Annotated in this window: 15 protein-coding genes; 4 read left to right on the forward strand and 11 right to left on the reverse strand. The window is 66.5% G+C overall.

Going from position 1 to position 12,624, the window contains the following annotated elements; translation table 11 throughout:
- Positions 1 to 22 precede the first annotated feature (22 nt).
- Together AC3DE2_RS16300 and AC3DE2_RS16305 are read left to right on the forward strand one after the other, a co-directional pair.
- Complete coding sequence (locus AC3DE2_RS16300) at positions 23 to 1,066, forward strand: helix-turn-helix domain-containing protein (RefSeq protein ID WP_488427052.1); 1,044 nt, start codon at positions 23 to 25, stop codon at positions 1,064 to 1,066.
- Between the two features lie 91 nt (positions 1,067 to 1,157).
- Positions 1,158 to 3,176 (forward strand): serine hydrolase domain-containing protein, encoded by a 2,019-nt coding sequence (locus AC3DE2_RS16305; RefSeq protein WP_488427053.1) that lies wholly within the window; start codon positions 1,158 to 1,160, stop codon positions 3,174 to 3,176.
- 15 nt (positions 3,177 to 3,191) lie between these two features.
- On the opposite strand, the gene AC3DE2_RS16310 is transcribed toward AC3DE2_RS16305, so the two are convergent.
- From AC3DE2_RS16310 to AC3DE2_RS16360, 11 genes are all read right to left on the reverse strand, one after another.
- Positions 3,192 to 3,767 (reverse strand): hypothetical protein, encoded by a 576-nt coding sequence (locus AC3DE2_RS16310; RefSeq protein WP_488427054.1) that lies wholly within the window; start codon positions 3,765 to 3,767, stop codon positions 3,192 to 3,194.
- A 35-nt stretch (positions 3,768 to 3,802) separates the two neighbouring features.
- Positions 3,803 to 4,360, reverse strand: a complete 558-nt coding sequence (locus AC3DE2_RS16315; RefSeq protein ID WP_488427055.1) for a hypothetical protein — start codon at positions 4,358 to 4,360, stop codon at positions 3,803 to 3,805.
- 73 nt (positions 4,361 to 4,433) lie between these two features.
- Positions 4,434 to 4,799 (reverse strand): cupin domain-containing protein, encoded by a 366-nt coding sequence (locus tag AC3DE2_RS16320; RefSeq protein WP_488427056.1) that lies wholly within the window; start codon positions 4,797 to 4,799, stop codon positions 4,434 to 4,436.
- 82 nt (positions 4,800 to 4,881) lie between these two features.
- The gene (locus tag AC3DE2_RS16325; protein ID WP_488427057.1) at positions 4,882 to 5,442 is read right to left on the reverse strand and encodes a dihydrofolate reductase family protein; all 561 of its coding nucleotides are present in this window, start codon (positions 5,440 to 5,442) and stop codon (positions 4,882 to 4,884) included.
- A gap of 72 nt (positions 5,443 to 5,514) precedes the next feature.
- On the reverse strand, positions 5,515 to 6,069 hold the full coding sequence (locus AC3DE2_RS16330; protein WP_488427058.1) for a gluconate 2-dehydrogenase subunit 3 family protein: 555 nt from the start codon (positions 6,067 to 6,069) through the stop codon (positions 5,515 to 5,517).
- Positions 6,066 to 7,751 (reverse strand): GMC oxidoreductase, encoded by a 1,686-nt coding sequence (locus tag AC3DE2_RS16335; RefSeq protein ID WP_488427059.1) that lies wholly within the window; start codon positions 7,749 to 7,751, stop codon positions 6,066 to 6,068. Before AC3DE2_RS16335 ends, AC3DE2_RS16330 begins: the two co-directional genes overlap by 4 nt.
- Positions 7,752 to 7,753: 2 nt before the next feature.
- The gene (locus AC3DE2_RS16340) at positions 7,754 to 8,701 is read right to left on the reverse strand and encodes a 3-keto-disaccharide hydrolase (RefSeq protein ID WP_488427060.1); all 948 of its coding nucleotides are present in this window, start codon (positions 8,699 to 8,701) and stop codon (positions 7,754 to 7,756) included.
- Positions 8,702 to 8,969: 268 nt separating this feature from the next.
- On the reverse strand, positions 8,970 to 9,098 hold the full coding sequence (locus AC3DE2_RS16345) for a hypothetical protein (protein ID WP_488427061.1): 129 nt from the start codon (positions 9,096 to 9,098) through the stop codon (positions 8,970 to 8,972).
- 67 nt (positions 9,099 to 9,165) lie between these two features.
- A complete protein-coding gene (locus AC3DE2_RS16350) occupies positions 9,166 to 9,663 on the reverse strand; it encodes a class I SAM-dependent methyltransferase (RefSeq protein WP_488427062.1) in 498 nt (165 codons plus the stop codon).
- Positions 9,664 to 9,958: 295 nt separating this feature from the next.
- On the reverse strand, positions 9,959 to 10,441 hold the full coding sequence (locus AC3DE2_RS16355) for a hypothetical protein (RefSeq protein ID WP_295381907.1): 483 nt from the start codon (positions 10,439 to 10,441) through the stop codon (positions 9,959 to 9,961).
- A gap of 201 nt (positions 10,442 to 10,642) precedes the next feature.
- Positions 10,643 to 11,734 (reverse strand): alpha/beta hydrolase family protein, encoded by a 1,092-nt coding sequence (locus AC3DE2_RS16360; protein WP_488427063.1) that lies wholly within the window; start codon positions 11,732 to 11,734, stop codon positions 10,643 to 10,645.
- Positions 11,735 to 11,988: 254 nt separating this feature from the next.
- Here AC3DE2_RS16360 and AC3DE2_RS16365 point away from each other — a divergent pair, with 254 nt between their 5' ends.
- The gene (locus AC3DE2_RS16365; protein WP_295381917.1) at positions 11,989 to 12,381 is read left to right on the forward strand and encodes a GFA family protein; all 393 of its coding nucleotides are present in this window, start codon (positions 11,989 to 11,991) and stop codon (positions 12,379 to 12,381) included.
- 35 nt (positions 12,382 to 12,416) lie between these two features.
- Complete coding sequence (locus AC3DE2_RS16370; protein WP_295381920.1) at positions 12,417 to 12,599, forward strand: hypothetical protein; 183 nt, start codon at positions 12,417 to 12,419, stop codon at positions 12,597 to 12,599.
- Positions 12,600 to 12,624: the final 25 nt, after the last annotated feature.

The following is a 12,624-nucleotide window of genomic DNA, read 5'->3' on the forward strand; positions in this document are numbered from 1 at the left end:
CGGTTTCATCCATGCCCACCGAATGATCGCCCCTTACCTGTTGTTCTTCTTCGCCGCCCTGGGCGCCTTCAACGGACTGGCGCTGGCGGCCTATCTGTTGCTGCGGCGTCCGGCCACGCCTGCGCAGCGCTGGCTGGCGGTGCTGATCCTGGTCATCAGCATCCGCACCGGGAAGTCGGTGCTGTTCTATTTCTATCCGGAGATTCCCCGGCCGATCCTGCAAGTCGGGCTGACCGCGTGTTTCCTGATTGGGCCGTGCCTGCTGGGGTTCGTGCGGGCGTGGGCGGATCCGGTGGGGGACCGGACGCGCATGGACGGGCGGTGGGTGGCGGGACTGCTGGCGATCGCGGTGGGCTATGGGCTGATCTTTCCGTATGCGAGCCATCCGGAGATGTGGGGCCGGGCGCTGTGGGGGGTGATCAGTTACGGCTGGCTGGCGTGGATGCTGCTCGCCCTGGGCGTGTACCTGCGCGCGGTGCGGGCGGAGGGTGCGCAGGCGGCGGGCGACGGCCTGGGCCGGGGCCACGTGGCGGCGGTCATCGCCGGGGTGGCGGTGGTGTGGCTGGCCTATTACACCGCCGGATTGACCTCGTACATCGTCGGGGCGCTGTCATTCTCGCTGGTGCTGTACCTGGGCGGCATCGTGCTGCTGGCCCGGCGCAAGGCGCGGGTCGCCGCCGAGCCCTACCAGGACCGCAAGATCACCCCCGACCAGGCGCAGGCCGACCTGCAATCGCTGCACCGGCTGATGACCGAGGAGGCGCTGTACACCGATGCCCGGCTCAGCCTGGCCCGGGTCGCGCGCCGGCTCAACATGCCGCCGGCGCGGCTGTCGCAACTGCTCAACGACAACCACAAGACCGCCTTCAAGCCCTACTTGATGCAACTGCGGGTGGAGGCGGCCAAGCGGCTGCTGTGCGCGCCGGACCCGCTGGGAATGGAACAGGTGGCCGAGGCGTCGGGTTTCCTGTCCATGTCCACCTTCTACAGCAGCTTCAAGAAGGTGGAAGGGATGACCCCGGCGGCCTGGCGGCAGGCCCGACGGGCGGGCGGCATCGACTCCTGAAACAGGTTTCCGGAGTGCAGGAACCGGAGGCGGGAGCCGGATGCGTCTGCGGCTTCGACAGAATGGCCCGGTCCCCGCACCGGAGCCCGTCATGTCGGAAGCCGCGCCGAAGCGCACGTCCTCGTCCCTGGCCTTCGCCGTCCTTCGGCGGGGCGCGCTGCTCCTGCTCCTGGCCGGCGCGCCGGACGCCGTCGCCTGGGCGCAGGCGACGGTCCATGCGGCGGCGACCTCCGACACACAGGCGACGACCGCGTCTGGACACCGCTTCATCGTGCCGAAGGACTGGACCCTGACACGGCGGGGCCGTGCGGCCATCCTGCGGGCACCGGAGGGCGATTCGTGGATTGCGCTGGTGGAGACCGACGCAGGCAACGCGGTGGACGCGATATCACAGGCCTGGCAAAGCTATGCCGACCGCCCGCCGCCGGAGCCGCTGATGACGGTACCCCTGGCCAACGGCGACGGCTGGGTCGATGGCCTCAACCAGGTGTACCGCACGCCGGCGGGCGAGCCGCGCCAGCTGACCGCGCGCGCCCTGCGCAATGGCGACCGCTGGGTGGTGCGCATCGACGACCTCGCCAACGCGGTGGCTGGCAAGCGCGCGGCAGACCTGAGCCTGATCCGCGACGAGTTGCTGCCGGCCGGGCACGTCCGCGAAAGCTTCGCCGGGCGCCAGGCGCACGCGCTGGATGCGGCGAAAATCGAACAACTGAAAGCCTTCATCCGCCAGTCGCAGCAGGCGCTGGACGTGCCGGGCATTTCCATCGGCCTGGTGCAGGGCGGCAAGGTCGTCTATGCCGGCGGCTTCGGCGTGCGCGAGGCCGGCCACGCGGAACCGGTGGACGCCGACACCCTGTACCTCATCGCCTCCAACACCAAATCGCTGACCACGCTGATGCTGGCCAAACTGGTGGACGAAGGCCGGTTCCGCTGGGATACGCCGGTGACCGAACTGATGCCCGCGTTCGCGCTGGCCGATGCGCAGGCCACTCGGCAGATGCAGGTCCGGCATCTGCCCTGCGCCTGCGCCGGCCTGCCGTATCGCAACCTGGACTGGGAATTCGCGCCGCCGGACTCGCCGGCATCGCTGGTGTTCGACATCCTGCCGCGGATGCGGCCCACCAGCGCCTTCGGCACCAGCTACCAGTACACCAATCCGCCCGCCGCCGCCGCCGGCTACGTCGGCGCCCACGCCCTCTATCCGGACATGGAAATCGGCGCGGCCTACGATCGCGCGATGGCCACGCGCGTGTTCGAGCCGCTGGGCATGACCCGCACCACCTTCGATTTCGACCGGGCGATGCGCGGCAATTACGCGCGCTCGCACGGGGTAGGGCTGAACGGCCGGATCGCCCTGGTCGATCCGCGGCGCGACCGGCAGATGCATGCGGTGCGCCCGACCGGCGGCGCCTGGAGCAGCGTGAATGATCTGCTGGCCTACGTGAAACTGGAATTGAGCGGCGGCAAGCTCGACGACGGCCGCCGCCATCTCTCCGAGTCCGCGCTGGGCGAACGCTGGAAACCGCAGATCAGCACCGGTCGCCATTCCTGGTACGGGCTGGGCCTGGATACCGATGTCTCGACCGGCACCGTGATGCGCTTCCACGGCGGCCGCCTGTACGGCCAGCGCAGCAACATGGTCTGGTGGCCCGAACACGATGTCGGCCTGGTCATCTTGATGAACGCCAGCACCGGCAACGTGTTGATGGACGCCTTCCCGCGCAAGCTGATGGAACTGCTGTTCGACGCCGAGCCTGAAGCCGACAGCATGGTCGCCGCCGCGGTCGCCAGTGAACGCGAGAGCCGCGAAGCCCGCCGTCGCGCGTGGGATTTTCCGGTCAAGCCGGAACAGGCCGCCGTGCTGGCCTCGCGCTACCGCAACGACCTGCTGGGCGAGCTGCGGGTGGAGAACGCCGGCGGCAATCCGGTCTTCCACTTCGCCGCCTTCGACATGCCCATGGCCGCGCGCGTCAACGCCAACGGCGCGGTGGAATTTTCCGGTGCGATTCCCAACCCGCCACCGCCGTTCGTCGCCGGCACATCGTCGACAGGGCGGACGCTGACCCTGCGCGATGCGCAGAACGAGTATGTGTTCATGGAGATGGAGTGAGCGCCACGGGCGTGGCTACCAGAACTTCCACCAGGGTTTCGAGGATGCGGAGACTTCCCGGGCAAGGACTTCGAAAGGCTCCGGATCATCCAGTTCCAGTTCCTTGTCATGACGGTACGACGTCATTGTTTCGGCGAGCGCGACAGGCACATCGAAGATGTGATCGACATCCGCATCGGCGCCGCCTGCTGCGTCCTGCTGCGTTTTCAGGGTGGCATGGATCCGTGCAAATCCGGAGGGAGGATTCCCCTCCGATGACAGGTGGTAGATGTCCTGCTGCGCGTCGTGCTCCACATGCCACATCCGCACGCCATCTTCGAGACAGGTCGCAGTGCTGTACATCACGTGTTCCTCGACGCGGCATGCCACCAACCTGCAGCCAGCGGAAAGCGAAGCGAGCGTCGCCTGCGAGGACAGCGGGGAGTCGAACCGGTTGATGTGGACGAGAAACCATCCTCCAGGCAGTTCAACGCAGCTGAGCTCGGAATCGGGAAACTCTTCTTTCTCCCCGGTGCGCGACAAGCCCAATGCGCCGAGGACATGTTCCGGATCCTTGCCTTGAACGGCCAACCAACTGGCGGAAAACCCCATGAGACCTCCTGATTTCCATCAGACAGATATTGGCACTAATGAAAGCAACCTTCCGGAATGACGGCAGGACACACCGTCGGCTGGACCGTGCTGGGGGATTGAAGCGAGTAACAAGCGTACAGTGGACTTGAAGGACGGTCAGGTACGGGTCCATAGCCACGGAAGACGCGAAGCATGATCTCGTTCTTCGATGCGATGGTCTCGCAAGGCCAATCGGGAAGGGTCAGTGTCTTGGTGGCCGTGACACGGTTGGTCGAATCTCCGCGTCTGATGACGTAGACACTCCCACGATTCTCGCCAAGTTGGGCCAACCCGGTGATCGCAATGACGCCATAGGGCATATCGAAGATACCCCGGCTGTTGTCATCGATCAGTTGATACTCATGGCCATTCTGTTCGCGGAACGTCACCTCGCCGCCCCATTCCCCGAGGTCCTTCCCATGAATTTCCCCACCCCATGCTTCAAGGATATGGTCTGGGCGGACACCGGCAAGCATGTCTTTCTCGCCTGTGCCAAGACCGGCCAGAGCTCCATTGCCCGTGGAATGACAACTTGTACACATCATGATCAGGGCAACGAAAAACTGCTTCACGAGCTTCTATCCTTGGAAGTCGATTCTGGTTATGGGGTGGCATCCGGCGCGGCAAAGGGGCGAAGAAACGCCACTACACCCACACATCATTCTTCGCGGTATAAGCCCCGCCCGCGTCGCCCGTGTTCACCACGCCGCGCGGCTCCACCAGCAGGATGCTGCATTCGCGGGCGGCGACGGGGCGGTGTTCGATGCCCCTGGGGACGACGTACATTTCGCCGGCGGCGAGGCGCACGGCCTTGTCGCGGAATTCGAGGGTCAGCTCGCCGTCCAGGACGATGAAGACTTCATCGGTGTCGGCGTGGGCGTGCCAGACGAATTCGCCCTGGACCTTGGCGAGCTTGAACTGGTAGTCGTTCATCTCGGCGATGACGCGGGGGGACCAGTGTTCGGAGAACCGGGACAGCTTGTCCCGCAGGTTGATCGCGACGTCCGACATGGAGCACCTGTCATTCGGGTGGGGCCGCGCCATGTTTCCCGGAAAGGGGCGGCGGGCAGAGCGTAGCATCCAGGCCGGGTGGCTAGCGGCGGGGCTCATACCTCAGCGCCACCGCTCCGCCGCCGAATTCATGCCGGCCCACGAGCTTCAGGTCGATGCCTGCCGGAAGGCCCGCGAACAGGGTAGGGCCGTGGCCGGCCAGCCGGGGATGCACGATGAACTCGTACTCGTCGATCAATCCCCATTCGGCCAGTGCTTTCGGCAGCGTCACGCCGCCGGTGAACAGGCCGTTGCCCGGTTGCCGCTTGAGCTGGCGGACGGCCTCGGCCAGATCCCCGCGCAGCAGTTCCGCGTTCCAGTCGACCTGCGCCAGCGTGTTCGACACCACGTATTTTTTTGCGGCGTCGATGGTGCGGGCGAAGGGCAGCATCCACGGTTCCATCCAGTCGGGCACGACGCCGGTCTGGACAGGTGGCCGGAACGCCTCCTCCATCATCTGGTAGGTGACCCGGCCGAACAGCAGGGCGTCGGCGCGCGCGATGTTTTCGGCCGCGTGCCGATGCAGTTCCTCGTCGGTGGATACGCCTTCGTGATGGCAGCAGCCGTCGAGGGTGAGGTTGATGGAATAGCGAAGGGGACGCATGGTGCCTCCTGGCGCGTTCTGGCTAGCGGATGACGGGATTCCGGCGGACGAACGCCCGAACGGACGCGCGGATCACGCCCACGCCGGCTGTCCGGGTTCGAGTGGCACACATCCGTCGTAACGCCCGGGAACGGGGACGTAGCGCATCGCCTGGGTCAGGCCGACCTCGGAGGTGAAATAGGCGTTGACCGCGAGCGTGCGCACGCTGTTGAACCAGTGGGCGTCGCCTTCCTTCTGCGCGATGGCATCAATATCGCGGATCAGGCGTTCGCGTTCGGCCAGGGGCAGTGATGCGAAGTCGCCGCCGCGCGCGCGGCAGGTGTCGCGGAAGGCGCGCAGGCCGGTGGCGACCCGTTGCTGGGTTTCCGGGCTTTCGCAGTCGGCCAGCACCCGCGCCATCATCGTGCCGACGCCTGCCGCCTTGGCGCCGGGCGAGGCGGTGGTGGTCGGCAGCAGGATGTCGGCGATGTCTTCCAGCAGCACCTGGTCATCCTGCGCGGTGGACGCCGCCGCCCTGGCGATGCCAGGCGTGAAGCCGCCCAGCAGGCCGGTCGCGGCCAGCGCGCCTCCGGCCAGGCCGGCCTTCAGCGCCTCGCGGCGGGTGAGGTTGCGGGGCGTGCCGCTCACAGGTTCTGCCTCCCCATTTCCTCGACTGCATGGTTCACCGCGCGCGCGGTCAGCGCCATGTACAGCAGCGACGGCGACTGGTTGCCGGTGGAGGTCATGCAGGCGCCGTCGGTGACGAACACGTTGGGACAGGCATGCAGCTGGTTCCATGGGTTGAGCATCGAGGTAGCCGGATCGCGCCCCATCCGGCAGCCACCCATCTCGTGGATGTCGCGTCCGGGATACCACTGGGTGTCGGCGGTCTGGATGTCGCGGCAACCGGCGACCTCCATCATCTCCTTCGCCTGTTCGCGCCAGTCGCGCACCATCTTCTCGTCGTTGTCGTCGTAGTCCACCGAGGTCACCAGTTGCGGGATGCCCCAGGCATCCTTGAGGCTGTCGTGCAGGCGGACGTGGTTGCTTTCCTTGGGAATGGTCTCGCCCTGCATGTACATGTAGACCTTCCACTGGCCCGGTTGCGCCTGCGCATCCTTGTAGACGCCGCCCATGCGCGCGGACGACGGCGCGCCGCGCTCGCGGAAGGCGCCGGTGAAGGTGGTGTAGCCGCCGACGAAATCCATCTCGTGCCGCTTGAGGTTGCGGAAGTTGGGAATGATGCACTCCGAGGGCCGGCGTCCGTAGTAATAGCCATCCTCGAATCCGTCGATCAGGCCGCCGCCGTTGGCGCGGTAGCTCTGGAACGCGACGTACTTGCCGAGCAGGCCGTTGTCGTTGCCCAGCCCGTGCGGAAAGCGCGCGGAAATCGAGTTCAGCAGGATCAGCACGGAGTTCAGCGCGGAGGCGTTCACGAACACGATGCGCGCGCGGTACTCGGTGATTTCCTTGGTGTGCGCATCGACCACCCGCACCCCCGCGGCGCGACCCTTGCGCTCGTCGTGGATGATCGAGTGCACCACGGCGTCGGGGCGGATGGTCAGATTGCCGGTCTTTGCCGCCCACGGCAGGGTGGAGGAATTGGAACTGAAATAGGCGCCGTAAGGACAGCCGCGCCAGCACATGTTGCGCGACATGCAGGGGCCACGCCCCTGTTCGATGTGGATCGCTTCGGGCTTGGTCAGGTGCGCCCAGCGCCCCTGCACCACGTAGCGGTCGCCGTAGTGCTTGCGGATCCTTTCGCTGTAGGCCTTCTCGACGCAGTTGAAATCGAACGGCGGCTGGAACTCGCCATCTGGCATCGACTCCAGTCCGTCGGCGTTGCCGGACACGCCGATGAACTTCTCCACGTGCGAGTACCACGGCGCGATGTCGTCGTAGCCGATCGGCCAGCCGATGCCGTAGCCGTCGCGTTCGGGGGCTTCGAAGTCGTAGCGGCTCCAGCGCTGGCAGGCGCGGCCCCACATGATCGACTTGCCGCCGACCTGGTAGCCGCGAATCCAGTCGAACGGCTTTTCCTGCACGTAGGGATGATCGGCATCCCGGGTGAAAAAGTGCAGCACGTCCTCGGCGGCGATGCGCGAGGCGACCGGGTTCTCCTCCCGGTACTTGCGGGTCAGCGCGCCGCCGTGCGGCAGCTCCCACGGCGACAGCCACGCGGTCGGATAGTCCTTGATGTGTTCGACGTTGCGGCCGCGTTCCAGCACCAGCGTCTTCAGGCCTTTCTCGCACAGTTCCTTGGCGGCCCAGCCACCGGAAATGCCCGAGCCGATGACGATGGCGTCATAGGTGTCGTCGTCCCTGGCCATGCTCACAACGCCGGGGTCAGGATGAGGTTGCGGAACTCGACCGGACCATGGTCGCCCTGCAACAGGATCGGACCGGGCGCGCCTTCGTCGCTGTCGAGCGCGCCGCCGGTGATGCCGGGAATCTCGCGATCACAGATCACGGTCCTGCCGTTGACCGCGACGGTGACCTGGCGGCCGACCAGGGTGATGTCCAGCGTCTGCCATTCGCCCGGCGTGCCGGAGGCATCCTCGCTGGGTGCGAGGAAACCGTAGATCGCGCCGAGGCTGTCGCTGGCCGGTTCGCCGAAGGTGTCGGCGATCTGCACTTCGTGACGACCGCGCAGGTACACGCCGCTGTTGCTGCCCTTGGGAAAACGCAGTTCCACATGCAGCTTGAAGTCGGTGAAGCGGCGCTCGCTGACCAGGTTGGCGCCGGCCTTGGCGTTGCGCAGCACGCGATCCTCCATCGTCCATTGCGACGACTGGCCCAGCGGGCGCCAGCCGTCCAGGCCCTTGCCATCGAGCAGGCGGATCGGTTCTCCCCAGCGCGGCGGCGTGGTGCGGTGCAGCGAGGGTGCGCGCACGGCGCTCCATGCCTGCTGCCTGCCGTCGGGCAGTTGCAGGGTGCCGGAAAGCCGGCCGTCGCGCAGGCGTCCGTCGAACGACAGATCGCCCTGGCCGCCCTCCCATTGCGGCGGGATGGCGAAATGCAGGGCGTCGCCGATCGCCTCCACCCGCGAGATCGGTCGCGCGCTGCCGGCGGTACCGACGAACTGGCCCACCAGCGCGCTCGCGCCGGAACGGCGGATTTCCAGCCACGAAGGCTGATCACCCTCCGGGGTCTGGAGCGTGATGTCCCACCGTCCCGTCAGTCCGTCCGCGCTGTTTCCAGCTTGCGCGGTGGAAACAGCGGGCTGGCCTGCGGCGATACCGAGCGCGAGCAGAACCGGCAGGGGCGGGCGTGGGCGCATGCGTGCTTGTCCGGAAACGGAAGGCGACGGCCGACTGTAAACGATGCCGCTGGGGCGACCACGATGCACTGCGGCATGTGCCTTGGATGGATCACTGCACAGGTCGGAAAATGAAACCATTGCGCTACCAATGTCCACTCCTGGCGTGCGTGGCGGCTTCTCCGATCAAACTTCGGTGCGGTGCCAATCTCCCGGCAAGCCAATGGCGAAGTGTGGGCATGAGCGTCCTTGGGCTAGGTTTCCAGCGAGCGCGCGGGCCGCGCTCGGTTCAGTCGATCTGGCTCAAGGAAGCATGACTATTGCGGCGTTGCGGAACCGCCTCGAGGGAGCCGTTTTCCCGTGCACGGATGAACAGGCGGCGCGCCATCGCGCTGATGCGATGCAGTTGGTCCGGCATCCGGCCGCTTCGCATGATCGGGAAATCCAATTGGCAGTCGGTACAGGGGGGAATCTTCGGAGCAGAGTCAGGATGCCTGCACCGCGTCCGGAACCGTGATGATCGTCGGCTTGTCGTCTTCGCGGTCCGGCAGCGTGGCGAAGTAGTAATGGTTCTGGCCTTCGTCCTCGGTTTCGCCCGCCAGCACAAAACCTTCGGCTTCCAGGAGTTCACGGTACGCGCCGGCACCCAGCGAAACGGACGTCTGGCCGGTGAGGCTGTCCCGCCACGCGCAGGCCTGGCGCGGCGCGGTGAACAGGAATCGGCCGCCGGGTTTCAATGTCGCGGCCACCTTCCGGATCAGCATCGCCTGGGTCTCCGGCGCCAGCAGGAACATCAAGCCCCACGCGACGGCGCCATCGAAGCTGCCGCCAGGAAGCTCCATGTCCTCGACGGTGGTGCGCGCCGCCGTCGCGTCCGGGAAGCGGGCCCGGAACGCGGCGATCAGGCGGGACGAGGCGTCGATGCCGTGGACGGACAGCCCCGCCTCGATCAGGGTTTTCGAATCGGCACGCCATGGCCGCACCCCAGATCCAACACGGCGCCGCCGCGGGGCAAGGCCCTGGCCCAGGCGCGAACGGTGTCGGCACCCGTCGCCGAATCGCTCCGGATGGACATGAAGTCGCCGGCGATCGCTTCGTAGCCGTTCGAGGGATCCGCAGGAGCGCTGTTCGTCATTTCCGTTGGAAGGGGCGGCGTTGAATGCAGGATGGGCGGGGATGCCTCGGAATCCCGGTCGTCCGGATTCTGGGTACCGCCGCCAGGAGGCGTCAATCGGGCGGCAGGCCCGGGGAGCATCGTCCCCGGGCTCATGCGGTGCCTCAGGATGCCAGTTCGCCCTTCACCGGCGGCCTGGGGGGAGCCGAATCGACATGCTTGGCCAGATGCACCACCAGTCCCGCGTGCGTACCCAGCCAGATGCCCAGGCCGTGGATGATGCTGGCTGTGCTCCATTCGTAGATGTCCGAGCCGTTCAGATACACGTCCGCACGTGCCAGTTGCCAGCGATCAGCACGCGGATTTCCGCCCAATGGATGGAATCGAATGTAGACCGGAAATTTCTCCAGATTCTCGGTCCGGAGATAATGCGAAGTGGGATCGTTGAGGTCGGGGTGTTCGACATTCCGGTCGCTGTTCTCGTCGCCGAAAATGTAGGTCCGCGACGCGCCTTTCTCGAAGTCGTCCTTCGATGAGTCGATGTAGAACTCGCGGCCGCACAGGCCGAGATAGACGTCGCCGTCGGTACCGGCGCCACTTTGTTCGCCGGTCTGCAGCTGGAGTTCGATGCGGGTGATCAGTGGCATGACACTCTCCTTGTGGCGGATGTACGCAGCACCCGTTCGGTTTGCGGGCAGGCAAGTACCGGCCGCATACGACGGGGAAGGGCGGCCCTGTGCCGCTGTCTGGGTAAACGCCCGGGTCCGGTAGCGACGGTCACCGTTCGTCGCCGCGTGCCGGGAATCCATCGTGGCGGCGCGGTGACTCGGGAAGCTCCTGGAATACCGTCAGGGAACGGACGCGGCGGGTGCCAGGCCAACGACGGTCTTCAACGCCGCCAGGGTCTGCGCATCGGAAAAGCCGCAATGGCCTTCGCCGGCGGCGGGCAGCAGCGTGGGGACAGATGTCGCCCCCGCCTGTTTCGCCAGTTGCGGATAAATGGCCTGCATGCGCGGCGTGATGGTCGGATCGCGATGATTGAACTGGATCACCAGCGGCTTGCCGAGTGCGCCGGTCAACCGGGGCTGGCCGCCGATGCGGGCCTGTGCGGCGGGATCCGCCGCGTAGCGCTTCACGCCCGCGTTGAACGCGTCGTCGTCGCCGAAGCCCTGGTAGACGGTCTCCCGGTTTCCCGCCGGCATGCCGCCCGAACGCCTGGCCATGTCATGGAACACCAGGGCATGCAGGCTGATGGTGCCGGGCAGATCGTCGGTGGAGACTTCCAGCCGGCCGGCAAGGCGCTGCGCCAGATCCGGTTTCGCCTGCAATGCGGTGGCGACACTTTGGTAGACCTGCATCTGGGGCAGGGCGCCGGCTTCGGCGGATGCCAGGCCGTCGGCCGGCAGACCTTCGGCGTTCGGGAAGAAGTAGTCGAAGGCGACCAGCGTGGTCAGCAGTTCACCGGCAAGCGTCGCGCCGGGCAGGTTGGCACCGCACAGGGAGACACCACCGGCGTAGTGCCCCCCGTGTTGTTCCAGGCTGGCGATGGCAACCGCACCGCCCATCGAGAAGCCGAGTATCCAGGTGCGCCGGGTGCCCGGATGACGGGCGATGAACTGCTGGCGCAGGCGTTCGGTATCCGCCACGCCCTCGACCACTGCCCAGCCCTGCCGGCTGTAGCCGCTCTGCGCCACCGCATAGCCGGCGCCGAGCAGCGCGGGCGTGGCCTCGTTTGCCGGCCATGCCGCTTCGCGCGGCACGCCCGCCGGCTCGAAGCCATGTGCCAGCATCACCAGTTCGCCGTTCCAGTTGTCAGGTACATCGATGCGCCACGGCGCGCCCTGCAGTTCACCGGTTTCGGTGAGCGGGCCCCTGGCGAGTGCAAGCGGGGAAGAAACGAGGAGACCGATCAGGAGTGCGAGTCTTGCAACTGCGGGCATGGTGTCCATCCTGGGCAAGGGGCCGGTCGAACCTTAGCATCCGTGTCGCGGATTCCACTATACGGAAACACACAGCCTGAACGGACTTCGGAAGGAGCGGACGCTTCCGGATGTCCGTGGTCGTCACGCGACGTGAACCCATCGCTGGCCAGATTGGTTCCGGCAGGTTCGATTCCGCGGGCGTGGAAGGCGGAGCCGGTTTCCGGCGTCGTCGCCGGCCTGCCCGCACGGACAAATATGGAGGGACGAATACCATGGAACGATTCACCGGAGGCTGCCTGTGCGGCGACGTCAGGCTGGTGGCGACCGGACGCCCCTATCGGGTGGGACTGTGCCACTGCCTCGATTGCCGCAAGCATCACGGCGCGCTCTTCTATGCCGCGGCGATGTTTCCCGAGGACGCGGTGATCATCGACGGCGAAACCCGCGACTACGCGGGACGGCATTTCTGTCCACGCTGCGGTTCCTCCGTGTTCGCGCGCAGTGCGGACGAAATCGAAGTGCACCTGGGGACGCTGGATGCGCCGGATCAACTGATGCCGAGCTACGAAAGCTGGACCCTGCGTCGCGAATCGTGGCTACCGAAATTCCCGTTCGCGCGTGCGTTCGAGCGGGATCGGCAGACGCCGGGACGGACGGAGGAGTAACGGGCTCGCCGGGCGCTGCGCAGGAGGATTTTCCGTTGGAAGCCGCGGTCGTGAAACCGTCGAACGGTACGCGCCTCTTCGGGCAGGCGCTCGCCGGCGAGGTGGACATGGTGGAAGTGGCTTCGCTGTATGCCTCCGATTTCATCGCTGCCGGCCCGACCGGTGTCAGGACCGGAAGGAACGATGGGAAGCTCAGGCAGGCGATGGCGCAGGGATAGCGCACTACCGGGACATCGGCACCCG

It is taken from the genome of Pseudoxanthomonas sp. 68-E7, from assembly GCF_057773145.1.

What these genes read in the sequence shown, in the direction of transcription:
- AC3DE2_RS16300 (WP_488427052.1), top strand. Translation starts at nt 23, where the DNA reads ATGATCGCCCCTTACCTGTTGTTCTTCTTCGCCGCCCTGGGCGCCTTC.
- AC3DE2_RS16320 (WP_488427056.1), bottom strand. Translation starts at nt 4,799, where the DNA reads ATGTCGGACGTCGCGATCAACCTGCGGGACAAGCTGTCCCGGTTCTCC.
- AC3DE2_RS16340 (WP_488427060.1), bottom strand. Translation starts at nt 8,701, where the DNA reads ATGCGCCCACGCCCGCCCCTGCCGGTTCTGCTCGCGCTCGGTATCGCC.
- AC3DE2_RS16305 (WP_488427053.1), top strand. Translation starts at nt 1,158, where the DNA reads ATGTCGGAAGCCGCGCCGAAGCGCACGTCCTCGTCCCTGGCCTTCGCC.
- AC3DE2_RS16360 (WP_488427063.1), bottom strand. Translation starts at nt 11,734, where the DNA reads ATGCCCGCAGTTGCAAGACTCGCACTCCTGATCGGTCTCCTCGTTTCT.
- AC3DE2_RS16355 (WP_295381907.1), bottom strand. Translation starts at nt 10,441, where the DNA reads ATGCCACTGATCACCCGCATCGAACTCCAGCTGCAGACCGGCGAACAA.
- AC3DE2_RS16310 (WP_488427054.1), bottom strand. Translation starts at nt 3,767, where the DNA reads ATGGGGTTTTCCGCCAGTTGGTTGGCCGTTCAAGGCAAGGATCCGGAA.
- AC3DE2_RS16335 (WP_488427059.1), bottom strand. Translation starts at nt 7,751, where the DNA reads ATGGCCAGGGACGACGACACCTATGACGCCATCGTCATCGGCTCGGGC.
- AC3DE2_RS16325 (WP_488427057.1), bottom strand. Translation starts at nt 5,442, where the DNA reads ATGCGTCCCCTTCGCTATTCCATCAACCTCACCCTCGACGGCTGCTGC.
- AC3DE2_RS16345 (WP_488427061.1), bottom strand. Translation starts at nt 9,098, where the DNA reads ATGCCGGACCAACTGCATCGCATCAGCGCGATGGCGCGCCGCCTGTTC.
- AC3DE2_RS16365 (WP_295381917.1), top strand. Translation starts at nt 11,989, where the DNA reads ATGGAACGATTCACCGGAGGCTGCCTGTGCGGCGACGTCAGGCTGGTG.